This is a genomic window from Pseudomonas brassicacearum subsp. neoaurantiaca (genome assembly GCF_013608025.1).
GTDB lineage: Bacteria > Pseudomonadota > Gammaproteobacteria > Pseudomonadales > Pseudomonadaceae > Aquipseudomonas.
Genome location: NZ_VDLV01000008.1, coordinates 48056 through 64757 on the forward strand (window position 1 = coordinate 48056; position 16702 = coordinate 64757).

The window sequence follows — 16702 nt, forward strand, 5'->3', positions numbered from 1 at the left end:
ATGACGCCTCACAGTGGCGCCAACTGCTCCATCGGCCAACGCGCCTGCACGCTGATCGCCAGGCTTTCCTGCTGGCCGGCCTGCAAACGCTGGCAGCCGGCATAAGCGATCATCGCGCCATTATCTGTGCAGAACTCCGGCCGAGCGTAGTAAACGTCGCCCTTCATGTCGCCGAGCATTTTTTCCAACGACAGCCGCAAGGCTTTGTTTGCACTCACCCCGCCGGCGATGACCAGGCGCTTGAGCCCAGCCTGCTTCAAGGCGCGCTTGCACTTGATGGTCAAAGTCTCCACCACGGCCTGCTGGAACGCCAGGGAGATGTCGCAACGGGCTTGCTCACTGTCGTCCCCGGCGCTAACGCACTGTTGCCAGGTATTCAACGCGAATGTTTTGAGGCCGCTGAAGCTGAAATCCAGTCCAGGTCGATCACACATCGGACGCGGAAAGACGAAACGTCCTTCGGCCCCTTGGGTTGCCAGCCGCGCGATCTCGGGTCCGCCCGGATAATTGAGGCCCATCATCTTCGCGGTCTTGTCGAAGGCTTCCCCGGCGGCATCGTCGAGCGACTCCCCCATCAGGGCGTACTGACCGATTCCGTCCACCCGGACAAGCTGTGTATGACCACCCGATACCAACAAAGCGACGAACGGAAACTCTGGCGGCTGCGGTTCCAGCATCGGCGCCAGCAGATGGCCTTCCATGTGGTGCACGCCCAGGGCCGGAATGCCCCAGGCAAAGGCCAGCGCCTGGGCACAGGAAGCGCCAACCAGCAGGGCACCGACCAGGCCCGGCCCGGCGGTATAGGCGATGGCATCGATTTCGGTCGGCACACAGCCGGCCTCGGCCAGGACCTGGCGGATCAAGGGCAGCATGCGCTTGACGTGATCACGGGACGCAAGCTCGGGCACCACGCCGCCATAGGCGCGGTGCAGGTCTATTTGACTGAACAAGGCGTCGGCCAGCAGGCCGCGCTCGCTGTCGTAGAGTGCGACGCCGGTTTCGTCGCAGGACGTTTCTAATCCCAGTACTAGCATGGGTTTGCGCCTTGTAGAGGCTGAATTCGAAGGCGCGCATAATAGTCGCCGCGTTGTGCCCCGACCAGCGGTTTTCGATCAGAGGCTTTGCATTCCGAGCGTTGAGGGGTTAACATCCGCAACCCTTAAAAACCGACGTCTTCAAGTGCTCTTTTGCCGCGAGGATGTTGACCCCGGTAATGAATGAAGGTAGCTCTGGATGCCAGCCGTCAAAGTAAAAGAGAACGAACCCTTCGACGTAGCTCTGCGTCGTTTCAAGCGCTCCTGCGAAAAAGCCGGTGTTCTGGCTGAAGTTCGTAGCCGCGAATTCTACGAGAAGCCGACTTCCGAGCGTAAGCGTAAAGCAGCAGCCGCTGTTAAGCGTCACGCCAAGAAAGTTCAGCGCGAACAGCGCCGCGCCGTACGTCTGTACTAATACACAGACGTCCGTCGCAAGCTTCTTGCCAAGCCCGGCCCTCAAGCCGGGCTTATGGCATTTGCGGAAAACGCTTGATGCTTCACTGTCAAAGCCGCAGACGCGACCTAGACAACCCGCTTCACCGCGTCAGACCTGGCTCTTTTGCCAGCGGTGCACGTCTCTTCTGACGAGCCTTCCAAGGCTACTGACGAGCACACCCTGATTCCTCTAACGACGATCAGCCCAAGGCACCCGCTTGCGTGCCCGCTTGATGAGCTATCCGTGGCCAGACCGGCCGTTACCGGACTCAGCGCAACACATTCATACAGTCGAATACTGATAGTAATTAACGTCAGTGGATAATCGGCAGATACACTTCCCGACAGCAATGATGCAGACGACCCGGTCGAGCCACCTGTTTTCCGTGCCTCAGAACCAGGAACCGATGACGCCTGCTGATCTCGGGCCTTATTTCGCGCAGTGATGATGAGAACGCCATGGCCGGGCTAATTCCCCAGAGCTTTATTGACGACCTCCTGAACCGCACCGACATCGTCGACGTGGTCAGCTCTCGCCTGCAAATGAAGAAAGCGGGCAAGAATTACACGGCCTGCTGTCCGTTCCACAAAGAAAAAACCCCGTCCTTCAGCGTCAGCCCCGACAAGCAGTTCTACTACTGCTTTGGCTGCGGCGCGGGCGGCAACGCCCTCGGCTTCATCATGGACCACGACAACCTGGACTTCCCCCAGGCCGTCGAAGAATTGGCCAAAGCCGCCGGCATGGAAATCCCTCGCGAGGAAAGCGGTCGCCAGCACAAGCCGCGCCAACCGACCGACTCGCCGCTTTATCCGCTGCTGACCGCCGCGGCTGATTTTTATCGCCAGGCCCTGAAAAGCCATCCGGCCCGCAAGGCGGCGGTGGATTATCTCAAGGGCCGCGGCCTGACCGGCGAAATCGCCCGGGATTTCGGCCTCGGCTTCGCCCCGCCCGGCTGGGACAATCTGTACAAGCACTTAAGCAGTGACACACTGCAGCAGCGCGCGATGATTGACGCCGGCCTGCTGGTCGAGAATGCCGAGACCGGCAAGCGCTACGACCGCTTCCGTGACCGCGTGATGTTTCCGATCCGCGATACGCGCGGGCGGATCATCGCCTTTGGCGGCCGGGTACTGGGCGACGACAAGCCCAAGTACCTGAACTCCCCGGAAACCCCGGTGTTCCATAAAGGCCAGGAGCTTTATGGCCTGTACGAAGCACGCAAGAACAACCGCAACCTCGACGAGATCATTGTCGTCGAAGGCTACATGGACGTCATCGCCCTGGCGCAGCAAGGCTTGCGCAACGCCGTCGCGACCTTGGGCACGGCCACCAGCGAAGAACACATGAAACGCCTGTTTCGCGTCGTGCCGAGCGTGCTGTTCTGCTTCGACGGCGACCAGGCCGGGCGCAATGCCGCCTGGCGTGCGCTGGAGGCAACGCTGCCATGCTTGCAGGACGGACGACGCGCACGCTTTCTATTCCTGCCCGAGGGCGAAGACCCGGATACCCTGGTGCGTTCCGAGGGCACCGATGCATTTCGTGCACGGATCAACCAGCACGCGCAGCCGCTGGCCGATTATTTTTTCCAGCAACTGACCGAAGAAGCCGATCCGCGCTCCCTCGAAGGCAAGGCGCACATGGCCACCCTCGCGGCGCCGCTGATCGACAAGGTGCCAGGCGCCAACCTGCGCACGCTCATGCGTCAACGCCTGAGCGAAATCACCGGCCTCAACAACGAAGCGATGAACCAGCTGGCGCACAGCGCGCCTCAGGAAGCGCCGCCAGCGTATGACCCGGGCATCGACTATGACGCGATGCCGGATTTCGCCGACTATCATCAACCTCAGCAGGATTACGCTCCTCAGCAGGAATGGACGCCGAAAAAAACCGCCGGTGGCGGCAAGAAATGGGACAAGAAACCCTGGGACAAGAACGGCAAGCGCGGCGATCGCGACCAGCCACGTGCCCCGCGCGTGCCGGCCGCCGTCGAACCACCAACACTGGCCGCCTTGCGCACCTTGCTGCATCACCCGCAACTGGCTGAGAAAGTGGAGGACGCCGGGCACTTCGCCGCCGAGGACCACAGCAACACACAATTGCTGGTGGCGCTCCTTGAAGCCGTGCAGAAGAACCCCAAGCTAAACTCATTCCAGTTGATCGCGCGGTGGCACGGCACCGAGCAAGGGCGCCTGTTGAAGGCGCTGGCCGAGAAGGAATGGCTGATAGAGGGAGACAACCTTGAACAACAGTTTTTCGACACCATTACTAGCTTGTCCGCCCGCCAACGCGAGCGAAACCTGGAACAACTTCTGCGCAAAGCTCGCCAGAGCGAGTTGACCAGCGAAGAGAAAAACCAATTGCGGGATTTACTCAGCCGCAATGTTTGCGCATCAAACCCGACCTCAACTGGCGCGTGAGGTCACAGCTCAGGTATAATCCTCGGCTTGTTTTTTGCCCGCCAAGACCTTCAGTGGATAGGGTGTTATGTCCGGAAAAGCGCAACAGCAGTCTCGTATCAAAGAGTTGATCCTATTGGGTCGTGAGCAGGGCTACCTGACTTACGCGGAGGTCAACGACCACCTGCCGGAGGATATTTCAGATCCGGAACAGGTGGAAGACATCATCCGCATGATCAACGACATGGGGATCAACGTATTCGAGGTTGCTCCAGATAAGGATGCCCTTATGCTGGCCGACGCCGATACCGACGAGGCGGCCGCTGAAGAAGCGGCCGCAGCGTTGGCAGCGGTCGAGACCGACATTGGTCGCACCACGGACCCCGTGCGCATGTACATGCGTGAAATGGGTACGGTAGAGCTCCTCACGCGTGAAGGCGAAATCGAAATCGCCAAGCGTATTGAAGAAGGCATCCGTGAAGTGATGGGCGCGATCGCGCACTTCCCTGGCACGGTTGACCATATTCTCTCCGAGTACACCCGCGTCACCACCGAAGGTGGCCGCCTGTCCGACGTTCTGAGTGGCTACATCGACCCGGACGACGGCATTGCGCCGCCTGCCGCCGAAGTGCCGCCACCGATCGACGCGAAAGCCGCCAAGGCCGACGACGACACCGATGACGACGACGCCGAAGCCAGCGACGACGAAGAAGAAGCCGAAAGCGGTCCGGATCCCATCATCGCTGCCCAGCGCTTCGGCGCCGTGGCCGACCAGATGGAAATCACCCGCAAGGCGCTGAAAAAGCACGGTCGCAACAACAAGCAGGCCATCGCCGAGCTGTTGGCGCTGGCCGAGCTGTTCATGCCGATCAAGCTGGTACCCAAGCAGTTCGAAGGCCTGGTCGAGCGCGTTCGCAGCGCCCTGGATCGCCTGCGTCAGCAAGAACGCGCAATCATGCAGCTGTGCGTTCGTGATGCGCGCATGCCGCGTGCAGACTTCCTGCGCCAGTTCCCTGGTCACGAAGTCGACGAAAGCTGGACCGATGCATTGGCCAAAGGCAAGAGCAAGTACGCCGAAGCCATTGCCCGCCTGCAACCGGACATCGTTCGTTGCCAGCAGAAGCTGAGCGCGCTGGAGGCCGAGACTGGCCTGAGCATCGCCGAGATCAAGGACATCAACCGTCGCATGTCGATCGGCGAGGCCAAGGCCCGTCGCGCGAAGAAAGAGATGGTCGAAGCGAACTTGCGTCTGGTGATCTCCATCGCCAAGAAGTACACCAACCGCGGCCTGCAATTCCTCGACCTGATCCAGGAAGGCAACATCGGCCTGATGAAAGCGGTGGACAAGTTCGAATACCGTCGCGGCTACAAGTTCTCGACTTATGCCACCTGGTGGATCCGTCAGGCGATCACTCGCTCGATCGCCGACCAGGCCCGCACCATCCGTATTCCGGTGCACATGATCGAGACCATCAACAAGCTCAACCGCATTTCCCGGCAGATGTTGCAGGAAATGGGTCGCGAACCGACGCCGGAAGAGCTGGGCGAACGCATGGAAATGCCTGAGGACAAGATCCGCAAGGTACTGAAGATCGCCAAAGAGCCGATCTCCATGGAAACCCCGATCGGTGATGACGAAGACTCGCATCTGGGTGACTTCATCGAAGACTCCACCATGCAGTCTCCGATCGATGTCGCCACTGTCGAGAGTCTCAAGGAAGCGACTCGCGAAGTACTCTCCGGCCTCACTGCCCGTGAAGCCAAGGTACTGCGCATGCGCTTCGGCATCGACATGAATACCGACCATACCCTTGAGGAAGTTGGTAAGCAGTTCGATGTAACCCGTGAGCGGATTCGTCAGATCGAAGCCAAGGCGTTGCGCAAACTGCGCCACCCGACGCGAAGCGAGCATCTGCGTTCGTTCCTCGACGAGTGACCTTCAAACCCCCGGCCCTGCCGGGGGTTTTGCTATCTGCAGATAAAACGCCCTTCATTGCCCCCCCGCCCTGTTGCCCGTCTACACTCGAAACATCCTCCCAAGCCATGACGAGACCGTGATGCCCAGACTGACGGCCGTGCTTTTGCTGTCATTGATGACCTGGACCGCGACGGCCGGCGCGTTGACGCTCACCGATGAAGAGCGCCGCTGGCTCAAGGACCACCACGACCTGCGCCTGGGCGTCGATGCCTCGTGGCCGCCATTCGAGTTTCGCGACGATCAGGGGCGCTACCAAGGCCTGGCTGCCGACTACGTAGAGATTATTCGTCGGCGACTGGCTGTCACGTTGACGCCCATTGAACCGGTGAGTTGGACCGTCGTGCTGGAACAGGTCGCGCAGGGCAGGATCGACCTGTTGCCGGGCATCATGTCCACCCCTGAACGCCAGAACTACTTGGCCTTCACCCGTCCATACCTGGACTTTCCGATTGTCATCCTGGCCCATCACGGCGGCGCCCAGCCGCGCAATCTTGAAGACCTGTACGGCCTGAAAATCGCCGTTGTGGAGAACTATGCCCCCCACGAACTGCTGCGCAATCACCATCCCGACCTGAACCTGGTGGCATTGCCCAACGTCAGCTCAGCCTTGCAGGCGCTGGCAACCGATGAGGTGGATGCCGTTGTCGGCGATTTGGCCTCCAGCGTCTGGAGCTTGCGGCAACTCAAGCTCGACGGACTCTATGTCAGTGGCGAGACCCCTTATCGTTACCAGCTCGCGATGGCCGTCCCGCAGGAAAACAAGATATTGGTGGGGATCCTGGACAAGGTGATGGCGGACATGTCCCCTGCCGAGGTCAGCGAAATCCAGGAAAAATGGATCGGCAACGTGCGCGACTATCGCCAGTTCTGGTCAGATTTATTGCTTTATGGCCTGCCAGGGCTGCTTTTACTGGTGGGTATCCTCGCGGTGGTGATCCGCATCAACCGCCGTCTCAGCTCCGAGATAGCCAGGCGAGTCGACCTGGAACAAGAATTGCGCAGCAGCGAATACCATTATCGCGGTCTGGTCGAGAGTCTATCGGCGATTGCCTGGGAAGCACGGGTCAGCGACTTCACCTACAGCTACGTCTCGCCCCACGCCGAAGAATTGCTCGGCTATCCGCTCAGCCATTGGCTCATCCCAGGGTTCTGGCGCAACATCATTCATCCGGCCGACCTCATACGCGCGCAGACCTATTGCGACCACGAAGTGCTTGCCGGGCGCGACCATTGCATCGACTACCGGGTGATAACCGCCGACGGTCGCTGCCTGTGGGTACGCGACATTGTCAGCCTGATCGAACACGGCCATGAGCCATTGATGCGCGGGTTGATGATCGACATCAGTGAAGCCAAGCACACCGAGGAAGCGCTGCGTCTTTCCGAACAAAAGTTCGGATCGGTGTTTCGCCAATGCCCGGACATCCTGGTCATCGCCCGCCTGCTGGACGGCTGCCTGCTGGAAGTCAACAAAGCCTTCGAAGAGCAGATCGGCCTGAGCGCCGAACAGGTGGTAGGCAAGAGCGCCACGGACCTGGATATCTGGGGCATACAGGGCGTGGGGCCGAGCTTGTTGCAGCGTCTGCAGGCCGGAAGTATTCGCAACCTGGAGATGCCCTTTCGGCGCAGTAACGGCCAAGTCTTCACCGGACTGATCTCTGCGGAACCGTTCGATCTCGACACCACCCCGGCGCTGGTCGTGGTGGTCCGTGATATCAGCCAGCTCAAGGAAACCCAACAACAGCTGCAGACCTCCGAAGAGAAGTTTGCCAAGGCCTTCCACGCCTCGCCCGATGGCCTGCTACTGTCCCGGCAGAGCGATGGCCTGCTGATCGAGGTCAACGACGGTTTCAGTCGTATCACCGGATTCAACAGCGCCCTGTCGGTGGACCGTTCAACACTCGACCTGGGCATCTGGGTCAACCTCAACGAACGCAAGCAGATGCTCGACCTGCTGCAACGGGACGGCTTCGTCAAGGATTTCAGCTGCCATATCCGCCGCAACGACGGGCAGATCCGGCTCTGCGAAGTGTCCAGCCGTCCGCTGCCCATCGGCAACGAAGACTGCATGCTGACCATCGCCCGGGACATCACCGAACGCCACCTCATGCAGGAAAAACTGCAACAGGCCGCCACGGTCTTCGAAAGCACCGCCGAAGGTGTATTGATCACCGACACGCAGCAGCACATCAGCGCCGTGAACCGCGCCTTCACCGAAATCACCGGCTACAGCGAAACCGAAGCCTTGGGCCACACGCCCCGCTTGCTCGCCTCCGGCCTCCATGACAGCGCGTTCTACGCCGCGATGTGGCATCAATTGACGGCCGAAGGACACTGGCAAGGCGAGATTTCCAACCGCCGCAAGAACGGCGAACTCTATCCCAGCTGGCTGACGATCAGCGCCGTCCGCAACCGGGAACAGCAGATCACCCATTTCGTCGCAGTGTTCGCTGACATCTCCAGCCTCAAGCACGCCCAGGCTCGCCTCGACTACCAGGCACACCACGATCCACTCACCGGTCTGCCGAATCGCACCCTGTTCGAAAGTCGGCTGCTGACCGCACTGAACAACCAGCAGGAAAACGGCGGCCAGGGCGCAGTCCTGTTTCTCGACCTGGACCGTTTCAAGCACATCAACGACAGCCTCGGCCACCCGGTCGGCGACCTGCTCCTCAAGGGCATCGCCGTGCGACTGCGTGAACAACTGCGCGATATCGACACCGTCGCGCGACTGGGCGGTGACGAATTCATCATCCTGTTGCCCGGCCTGCAACAGCCCAGTGATGCCGAGCACATTGCGCACAAGCTCTTGAATTGCTTCGCCGCGCCGTTCCAGGCCGGTGAACATGAATTCTTCATCAGCGCCAGCATCGGCACCAGCCTGTATCCGCAGGACGGCGGCGATGTCGCCACGCTGGTCAAGAATGCCGATGCGGCGATGTACCGTTCCAAGGCCAAGGGGCGCAACCGGGTTGAAAGCTACACCCGCGACCTCACGGCCCAGGCCAGTGAACGCGTCGCCTTGGAACACGAGCTGCGACGGGCGATTGAACGCAACGAGCTATCGCTGTCCTTCCAGCCGAAAATCAGCCTCATCGACAACCGATTGGTGGGCGCCGAAGCGCTCATTCGCTGGACGCACCCGACCTTCGGCGACGTGCCGCCCGAACATTTCATTCCCTTGGCGGAAGAAAACGGCATGATCCTGCAGATCGGCGATTGGGTTCTGGAAAGCGCATGCCGCCAGCTCTGCGAGTGGAACAGCAGCCATGAAAGCCTCGGCCCGCTGTCAGTCAACTTGGCCGGGGCCCAACTGCGCCAACCCAACCTGCTGGGCCGTATCGAGCAACTGCTGCGGGAAAACCAGCTTGAGCCTGGCTTATTGCAACTGGAAATTACTGAAAACTTCATCATGAGCCAGGCCGAGGAAGCGCTGACGGTGCTCCACCAGTTGAAAAAACTCGGTGTGCAACTGGCCATCGACGACTTCGGCACCGGCTATTCTTCCCTGAGCTATCTCAAGCGGCTGCCGCTGGACATCCTCAAGATCGACCAGTCATTTGTCCGCGGCCTGCCCGACGACCCCCACGATGCGGCCATTGTGCGAGCAATCATCGCCCTGGGGCGCAGCATGCAGTTCACCATCATCGCCGAAGGCGTCGAGACCTTGGCCCAGCAGCAATTCCTCACCGACGAAGGCTGCGAACAGATCCAGGGCTACATCGTCAGCCTGCCCCTCTGCGCCGAAGAATTTGCCGCAACGTTTCTGCGTATGACCGTATCGGATTTTTCGGATAGCACAGCCGAGAAACCGTCGCTATAATCCGCGGCCTACTGAGGGCCCATAGCTCAGTTGGTTAGAGCAGAGGACTCATAATCCTTTGGTCCACGGTTCGAGTCCGTGTGGGCCCACCAAACAAGAAAGCCGCGCATTGCGCGGCTTTCTTCGTTTCCAAGGGTACAGAAATTTAACGGATCACTTGATGCCAAGTGGTCGATCCAGCGACATCGCACCACCGCCACGGGCGACGATGAGCAACAGCAAGCCCGCCCAGGAAAGGTGGGTGGGCCAGGCATCGGGGTAGATAAACACTTCGATTACCAATGTCATGCCCAGTAACGCCAGTGCGGACAGTCGCGAGAACAGGCCCAACACAAGCAGCACTGGAAAAAGATGCTCACTGTAGGTTGCCAGATGGGCGGCCAGTTCCGGTGTGACTAGCGGCAGTGCGTATTCTGTGCGAAACAGCTCGTAGGTGCTGGGCGTGATCGTCAAAAAACCACTGACTTTGGTGCGCCCTGACATCAGAAAGATGGCCGCGATGGATAGCCGCGCCACCAGCACCAACAACGAGTCACCCACCATCGCGCCGAGTCGCTCTGCGATGCGGTTCCACATGCCTCGCAAGGATTTGTCGGCTGTGGACGAAGTATTTCGTATTGCGTCCATGATGTGCTCCGCTGGCTAAGTTGCTGTTATGGGATGCTTACAGAGGCGAACGCGTCGGCTCTGAATAAGCGGGTAATGAGCGTTGTCAAATCCAGGTCAGGCTGAACTTCAAGGGCCTTTTCCGTGGCCTGTTCAAGCGGTAGATGTGCCGCGCAGGCATCCAGGAAGCTGCAATCCGCAGCGCTGGCGGCTTGCCAACAAACCTTGCCTTGCTTGCGTGTGAGAAATGCTCCTTCGCCTCGCCAATCGAGCTCCTCAGGCATGTCCAGCTCTTCGCGATTGAAGCGCCAGAGGGTGTAGGCGGGGTTGTCCGGAAACCACGCCCACCGGCAAGCGGCCTTCGGTGTGAGTCGGCTGCGGGCCAAGTCTTCTGGGGACAGCTTCGCCAGTTCGCTGGGATCGACGTCGGGCTCATCCTCGGCGCAATGGACTTGCGTCCAAAGCAGATCCAGGCGGGCGACGTCACCCAGATAAGGTATTTCGCGCGCGTGCTCGAAAGCGTCGAGAAAATCCGGAAAACCAGCCCCGTAGTGCAACAGTCGGGAATCGCTCGGGGGCGCCTGTCGGGCATGAAGAGTCGCGGCAGCCTTAAGCCACTCTGTACCAACCAAGCGTTCGACAGTGGGGAAATTCGCAAGTAATGCGTCCACCGATCCTTTCAAAACAGTATTGCGGTACACCATAAAACCGGGCTGTTCGATCAGCGCGCTCGTTCCAGTCGAATGTCGCTCATATAAAGCGTCGACGAATGCATCCTGGAAATTTGTCAGCGAGGTGTTCATATCGTCACTTCCGATACACGCCGGTTGCCGATGTTCAATAACATCTGTGCCCTGTCTCGTTCGGCCAGCAACACATCGAACCCGGGGATATTGTCGTCACGCTCGATCAAGGTCGGGCGCATACCGATCCGTTCGATAACGCGTCGATACAACATCCAGACATCTTCAGCGATGGGCGCATCGTGCGTATCTATCAGCAATTGCGTGTCGCCCGGGTCCACTGTGTGGCCCGCCAGATGGATTTCCACAATCGCCTTGGCCGGGAAAGCATCCAGGTACTTCGCTGCATCGAAACCCAGGTTATGCGCGCTGATATGGACGTTATTGATATCCAGCAGCAACCCGCAGCCAGTCCTGATGCTCAGCTCGGTCAAGAATTCTATTTCGCTGAATTCATGGCCCTGCAAACTCAGATAGTGAGTGGGATTTTCAATGGCAATCGAACGCCCAAGGGCTTCTTGTGTTCGCTGGATATTGCTTGCGATGCGCTGCAATGCCTCGACTGTACGAGGGAATGGCAACAGATCAGGATGATATTGGCCACGCCATGCGGACCAGGCCAGATGTTCGGAAATCAATGCAGGCTGTGCGCGATCGACCAGTGCCTTGAAGCGCTTCAGATGACTTTCGTCCGGTGGGCAATCGGCAGCCAGTGAAAGTGAAACACCGTGCAGCGACAGCGGGTGCTTGCTCCCGATTGCCTCCAGCCACGCAAGACGGGGGCCACCTTCTACCATGTAGTTTTCCGGATGAACTTCGAACCAGAGCCCCTCGGCAGTGCAGTCAAGCGCATCGGGGTAATGGTTCGGTTTCAGGCCGAGCCCGGCCCCCATCTGGAATACGGTTTTCATGATCGGTAAGCCCCTTGGCACTGCGATTACATAGGCGTGAGAGAGCCCATGCCTTTTGGTGTCTTGATGGAGGTACACGTACCGACAGGAACGTTTTTCCAGGCATTGGCCTGATAGTCCATTTTGGCGGTGCCCGCACAGGTAGTGCCTGCCCCCGCTTTGCAATCGTTCTTGCCGGCCATGGAAACGCCGTAGCATTTTTCCATGGCACCTGCTGCGGCAGGCGTTTCTGCGGCGATGGCACCGGCGGCGAACGAAGAGAAGGCAACAGCGATGGCGGCAAGTTTGAGGTTGTTCATGATTTGCTCTCCAGAAGATGGGTTGGTCGCTGCATCAATGCTTGGGCACTGTGTTTGCGATCCAACAAGTAGTTCGATGTCGTTCCGGATTCGGTTACAGCGACCACAAAATATTTTTCGGGCCAGCAATAAATGCCTCACGTCGGGAAGCCGCATGTAAGATTCGCTGCCGGCATTAGCAGCAACGAGATAATTTTCCCTTTCGTGTAACCAGAGCGAACGATGGAACGAACTACGGATAACGATGCTTTGCGCAGCCGAGAGCTTCATCTTCAGGCCTTGTTTCTCTCAGGCCTGGATGGAGACGAACGGGCTTATCGCACGTTTCTATCGGAGCTAAGTGGTCATCTTCGCGGCTTTTTACGCTCAAGGCTTCAACAGCGCCCCGGTGAAATCGAGGATTTGCTGCAAGAGGTTTTACTGGCCGTTCACAATGCGCGCCAGACGTATCAAGCAAATCAACCGCTGACGGCTTGGGTCTTTGCCATTGCGCGTTACAAGCTCATCGATTTTTTCCGTGGGCGATCACGCCATGACGTGTTCAACGACTCCCTCGACGATGCGGCAGAGCTGTTTGCCGAGCCACATCTTGAACCTGCGCAGGCCAGCCGGGACCTGGGCAAGTTGCTTGAGCAACTACCTGAACGCCAGCGTCTACCGATCGTACGCGTAAAACTGGAAGGGCTGTCTGTGACTGAGGCCGCTCAAACGACGGGATTATCCGAGTCTGCGGTGAAGATAGGGATACACCGAGGGCTTAAAGCCCTGGCGTTGCGAGTGAGAGGTGCACGATGAAGACTGATGATTTGATTTCCCTGCTTGCCTCGGGCGTGGCCCCGGTCGATCGCAAGGCGCCCGCCAAGCGATTCAGTGTCGCTGTTCTGGCCGGCCTCCTGGGCGCCCTCTTGCTGGTGGTCGCACTGAAAGGCGTGCGCCCAGACTTGGGCCAAGTCATGGCGACACCGATTTTCTGGGCCAAGATCGCGTTTCCGCTCTGCCTGATGATCGGCACGCTGGGCATGGTCATGAGGCTTGCCCGGCCTGGAGCGACCTCGGGCCCCGGCAAAATCCTCATCGTCGCCGCTGTTACTGCGGTTTGGGTTGGCGCGATCTATGTCCTCATGGCGACCGCACCTGATGATCGCGTTGCGATCATTCTGGGCGATACCTGGCGGGTCTGTGCGCTCAACATAACCCTGCTGTCGATTCCGGGATTTATCGCGGTGTTCTGGGCGCTACGCGGCCTCGCGCCCACCAACCTGACACTCACAGGAGCCTGCGGCGGACTGCTGGCAGGCTCAATGGCGACGATTGCCTATTCCCTTCACTGCCCCGAGATGCAGGTCCCATTTTGGGCAGTCTGGTACTTGTTGGGCATGTTGGTGCCGACGATACTGGGCGCGCTGCTCGGTCCACGCTGGCTGCGCTGGTAGCAGGCCCTTCGGTTTTTCCTGGGGCCTACGAATACGACGCCACGCTCATCATTTTTCTAGCGTCGGCTCCATGACGACAAAACATCCCTTCCCACCGAGACCTCCATCATCGCCAGCCCCAGCCTGTCCCGACTGTTCCTCGAACTCTTCTGGCAACTCGGCATCCTGGTGGTGCCAGCCTTCTTTGTCACTATCCTACCGCCGCCGCTGGCCTTGCTGGCGGTGGTATTGCTCGGCTTGCTGATGGGGCTGGCCGCGCGGCTGGGCTTTCAGGCGATGGGCCGAGGCATTGCCCGTCTGACAGTCGGTGCCGTGTTTGGCCTGGGCTTCAGCCTGGGCCGGGCATTGCCCGAGTGGTGGGGCATCCTCGTGGCGATCGTCGGCATCGTTGCCGGACTTGCCTGCGTCAGCAAATGGGAGCGACGCCTTGGGCTCGCCCCGGTTGCGACCAAAGGGCCGAGCGCCTGGGGTGGCAGCGAGCCGCAGTTGACGCCTGAAGGAGAACCGATCCGGCAGTTCAACCACAGCGAAATCGCCATGGGCGGTCCTGTTTACTGCGACTATCTGTTTCCTGACGGCGTACTTCTGCAAGGGCTTGGCTCTTCAGCGGTGTTTTCCAGCGACGGTCGTTATTTCGCCGCGCCCGTGCCGTCCCGGCAGGAATGGGGACTGGTCATCCTTGACCGTCAGCAGCGCAAGGTCTACCGCTGCGCCGAAAGCGAGTTCTGGGAATTGGACGCTTTCAATCCTGACGAATTGATCGGCCGTCACAGCCCGCTGGTGGACAACGGCGCTCGCCAGGCGCGGCTGGAGGATCTGCTGCGAACCGCCGAGGCAGCGGACCTGGTTGCCGTCGCTGATCTATGGCTTGAACCTGGCTGGCACCCGGACAATGTAGCGCCCACCTTCGAGCGACCCAGCGCGGACGGCCAGCATCGCCTGGAGGGCAACCTCTTGCTGCCCGCGACCTTCCGCGATCTGGACCAGCCATTGGCGCCGCTGTATTCCCCACGCTATGCCATCACCGTCGACGGGCAGCCGTCGGGGCTGGTCATGGCAGCCGATGCACCTTTGGTGTGGGGCACCGATCACCATGCGCTGGTGTGTCTGGCCCGGGAGCAGGCCAACGATGCGGACGGCGTCCAGTATTGGTTGTGGCAAGCAGGAAATGGCTGGCGCGCCCTGCCCTCACCCTGGGTGAAAAGCGCCACCGAGCCGTCCTTTTATTGGCACGAGTTGCTGAGCCTCGAGGCGAGCCACGTGCATATCGGCGCGTACCTCGACTATCCGCGACCGAGCTGCGGCCGTTATGGCTATCGCCTGGACAGCATCCACAGTGACACCGAAACCCAGACAGGTCACGACGCCCAGGGTCGCGTGCAGGTCGACGAATTCAAGCTGACCCGGATGTCCATCGTCATGCCGCTGGACAGCACCGGTCGGCGAGGCGACTCGTGCATCGAGACGCAGCCGATGATGGAAGGCAAACGCGCTCGCTTGACCTGGATGTGCGACAACCCCGACGGGCTCGGCGGTTATCGCTGCCAGATTGGCGATTGGTCCTTGCCGGGGAGTTGGTTGCTCGATCATCGAGTGTCCGATTGCGGACGCTACTTGGCGCTGCTGCCCTTCGAGAACGCGACCACGGTGGCAACCCACGCGGCGGTCGCAGACGTGCAGGAACGACGCCTGCTGCAAGGGCCCGCCCTGTGGGTGGAGCGCATACTCGATTTCCGCGATGGCCGTTTAAGCCTGGCGGTCGTCGAAGGTCGTCTTGATAACGATCTGGAAAGCAGCCCATTAATGCGCTTCAACGTCGTCGCGCCACAGGTCGGCTGTGACACTTCCTTCTTCCGTTCCAATGAACACTCCCGGCTGTTCTACAGCACGGTTCAACTGCTGCCGACAGACTCACAGCTCAACGCCGTCAAGCCTTGGCGCCTGGTGGACCGCCCTCAAGCGGCCACCGCCGACGGCGACTTCATCCAACCCGCGCCGAATCACCAGGACGCCGCCTGGCTATTCGGCAGCGAAACGGAATACGCCGACAGTTGGGTGCATGCCGGTACGCTCCGCCTCGGCGGGCACCTGCTGACGGCGTCGGGCTGTGCATTGGTTGACCTGGCACCGTCGATGGTCTGGTCATCCAATAGCCGATATCTGGCGTTGACCTGCATGGCAACCGACGTGACAGAACTCTGTGGAAACTACCGGGGCTGGCAGTTGCTGCTGCTCGATGTCCAAGACCATACGCTGCGGATACACCCGCGGTGGCTGGGTCATCGGCCGTTGTTTGAAAGCTTCGACGAGCAACAACTACAGGTACGCTGTTTCAAGCGCGATTGGGAAATTGAAGGCGATGACGACCGAGGTTCGGTGCAGGGGTTCTCACTGGACGACTTGCTGCAGTTGCGCGCTGAGCCGCTGATCTGCCAGGACGGTCTCTGGCTCAGATCTTCCCAGGCGCACCTCGCCCCAGCCTGGCGCGCGCTGGCTTTGCCAGCCATCAGCTACTTCGAACGCCGGAGCCTGTAACATGCCCGCCACTGATGCCTGCGCCGGAGCTGACCTTGACTGATACCCGCCCTCCCGTCCTCGACGAAATCGATCGCCAACTGATCGCGGCGCTGCAAATCAACGCGCGGGAAAGTGTTGCGATGCTGGCTCGGCAATTGGGCATCGCCCGCACGACCGTGACCTCGCGCCTGGCTCGACTGGAGAAAACCAAGGTCATCACCGGATACGGCGTGCGTCTTGGGCAGCGAGTGATCGATGGCGGTTTGCAGGCTTATGTCGGCATCAAGGTCCAGCCACGCTCCGGCAAGGACGTGTTGCGGCGCCTGAGCGCGATGGCCCAGGTCCAGCAGTTGTGCGCGGTCAGCGGCGAATTCGATTACGTGGCCTGGCTGCGCACGGATTCGCCGGAACAGCTGGATCAGTTGCTGGACCAGATCGGCAGCGTGGACGGGGTGGAGAAAACCACCACGTCGATCATCCTCAGCAGCAAGATCGATCGGGGCCAGCCGGTATAGGTCCTGCCCAA

At 60.0% G+C, this 16702-nt stretch carries 13 protein-coding genes and 1 tRNA gene; 9 read left to right on the top strand and 5 right to left on the bottom strand.

Going from position 1 to position 16702, the window contains the following annotated elements; genetic code table 11:
• Positions 1-8: 8 nt before the first annotated feature.
• Entirely contained in the window at positions 9-1034 is a 1026-nt protein-coding gene (gene tsaD / locus FHK92_RS05720) for a tRNA (adenosine(37)-N6)-threonylcarbamoyltransferase complex transferase subunit TsaD (RefSeq protein WP_181287222.1), read from the bottom strand.
• Positions 1035-1233: 199 nt separating this feature from the next.
• On the opposite strand from tsaD, the gene rpsU reads away from it, so the two are divergent.
• The 5 genes from rpsU to FHK92_RS05745 all read left to right on the top strand — a co-directional run bounded on the left by rpsU (position 1234) and on the right by FHK92_RS05745 (position 9759).
• On the top strand, positions 1234-1449 hold the full coding sequence (gene rpsU / locus FHK92_RS05725; RefSeq protein ID WP_002551877.1) for a 30S ribosomal protein S21: 216 nt from the start codon (positions 1234-1236) through the stop codon (positions 1447-1449).
• 479 nt (positions 1450-1928) lie between these two features.
• Positions 1929-3887, top strand: coding sequence for a DNA primase (gene dnaG, locus FHK92_RS05730; RefSeq protein ID WP_181287223.1), 1959 nt, complete (start codon positions 1929-1931; stop codon positions 3885-3887).
• Between the two features lie 67 nt (positions 3888-3954).
• Entirely contained in the window at positions 3955-5802 is a 1848-nt protein-coding gene (gene rpoD / locus FHK92_RS05735) for an RNA polymerase sigma factor RpoD (protein ID WP_181287224.1), read from the top strand.
• A gap of 121 nt (positions 5803-5923) precedes the next feature.
• Positions 5924-9667: a bifunctional diguanylate cyclase/phosphodiesterase gene (locus tag FHK92_RS05740; protein ID WP_181287225.1), complete on the top strand. Its 3744-nt coding sequence runs from the start codon at positions 5924-5926 to the stop codon at positions 9665-9667.
• Between the two features lie 15 nt (positions 9668-9682).
• Positions 9683-9759: transfer RNA gene (locus tag FHK92_RS05745), tRNA-Ile, on the top strand.
• A 61-nt stretch (positions 9760-9820) separates the two neighbouring features.
• On the opposite strand, the gene FHK92_RS05750 is transcribed toward FHK92_RS05745, so the two are convergent.
• From FHK92_RS05750 to FHK92_RS05765, 4 genes are read right to left on the bottom strand one after another with little or no spacing between them, the layout of a single operon-like run.
• The gene (locus tag FHK92_RS05750; RefSeq protein WP_181287226.1) at positions 9821-10294 is read right to left on the bottom strand and encodes a DoxX family protein; all 474 of its coding nucleotides are present in this window, start codon (positions 10292-10294) and stop codon (positions 9821-9823) included.
• A gap of 26 nt (positions 10295-10320) precedes the next feature.
• A complete protein-coding gene (locus FHK92_RS05755) occupies positions 10321-11076 on the bottom strand; it encodes an HvfC/BufC N-terminal domain-containing protein (RefSeq protein ID WP_181287227.1) in 756 nt (251 codons plus the stop codon).
• Positions 11073-11927, bottom strand: coding sequence for an MNIO family bufferin maturase (gene bufB, locus FHK92_RS05760; RefSeq protein ID WP_181287228.1), 855 nt, complete (start codon positions 11925-11927; stop codon positions 11073-11075). Before bufB ends, FHK92_RS05755 begins: the two co-directional genes overlap by 4 nt.
• Before the next feature lie 26 nt (positions 11928-11953).
• Positions 11954-12226 (bottom strand): BufA1 family periplasmic bufferin-type metallophore, encoded by a 273-nt coding sequence (locus tag FHK92_RS05765; RefSeq protein WP_181287229.1) that lies wholly within the window; start codon positions 12224-12226, stop codon positions 11954-11956.
• 222 nt (positions 12227-12448) lie between these two features.
• On the opposite strand from FHK92_RS05765, the gene FHK92_RS05770 reads away from it, so the two are divergent.
• From FHK92_RS05770 to FHK92_RS05785, 4 genes are all read left to right on the top strand, one after another.
• On the top strand, positions 12449-13021 hold the full coding sequence (locus FHK92_RS05770; RefSeq protein ID WP_181287230.1) for a sigma-70 family RNA polymerase sigma factor: 573 nt from the start codon (positions 12449-12451) through the stop codon (positions 13019-13021).
• A complete protein-coding gene (locus FHK92_RS05775; protein WP_181287231.1) occupies positions 13018-13659 on the top strand; it encodes a DUF1109 domain-containing protein in 642 nt (213 codons plus the stop codon). The genes FHK92_RS05770 and FHK92_RS05775 overlap by 4 nt, the downstream gene beginning before the upstream one ends.
• A gap of 105 nt (positions 13660-13764) precedes the next feature.
• Entirely contained in the window at positions 13765-16194 is a 2430-nt protein-coding gene (locus FHK92_RS05780; RefSeq protein ID WP_375154599.1) for a hypothetical protein, read from the top strand.
• 35 nt (positions 16195-16229) lie between these two features.
• Positions 16230-16691 (top strand): Lrp/AsnC family transcriptional regulator, encoded by a 462-nt coding sequence (locus FHK92_RS05785; RefSeq protein WP_018607342.1) that lies wholly within the window; start codon positions 16230-16232, stop codon positions 16689-16691.
• Positions 16692-16702: the final 11 nt, after the last annotated feature.

Coding starts and splice junctions, on each gene's coding strand:
- tsaD (WP_181287222.1), bottom strand. CDS start 1,034: ATGCTAGTACTGGGATTAGAAACGTCCTGCGACGAAACCGGCGTCGCA.
- rpsU (WP_002551877.1), top strand. CDS start 1,234: ATGCCAGCCGTCAAAGTAAAAGAGAACGAACCCTTCGACGTAGCTCTG.
- dnaG (WP_181287223.1), top strand. CDS start 1,929: ATGGCCGGGCTAATTCCCCAGAGCTTTATTGACGACCTCCTGAACCGC.
- rpoD (WP_181287224.1), top strand. CDS start 3,955: ATGTCCGGAAAAGCGCAACAGCAGTCTCGTATCAAAGAGTTGATCCTA.
- FHK92_RS05740 (WP_181287225.1), top strand. CDS start 5,924: ATGCCCAGACTGACGGCCGTGCTTTTGCTGTCATTGATGACCTGGACC.
- FHK92_RS05750 (WP_181287226.1), bottom strand. CDS start 10,294: ATGGACGCAATACGAAATACTTCGTCCACAGCCGACAAATCCTTGCGA.
- FHK92_RS05755 (WP_181287227.1), bottom strand. CDS start 11,076: ATGAACACCTCGCTGACAAATTTCCAGGATGCATTCGTCGACGCTTTA.
- bufB (WP_181287228.1), bottom strand. CDS start 11,927: ATGAAAACCGTATTCCAGATGGGGGCCGGGCTCGGCCTGAAACCGAAC.
- FHK92_RS05765 (WP_181287229.1), bottom strand. CDS start 12,226: ATGAACAACCTCAAACTTGCCGCCATCGCTGTTGCCTTCTCTTCGTTC.
- FHK92_RS05770 (WP_181287230.1), top strand. CDS start 12,449: ATGGAACGAACTACGGATAACGATGCTTTGCGCAGCCGAGAGCTTCAT.
- FHK92_RS05775 (WP_181287231.1), top strand. CDS start 13,018: ATGAAGACTGATGATTTGATTTCCCTGCTTGCCTCGGGCGTGGCCCCG.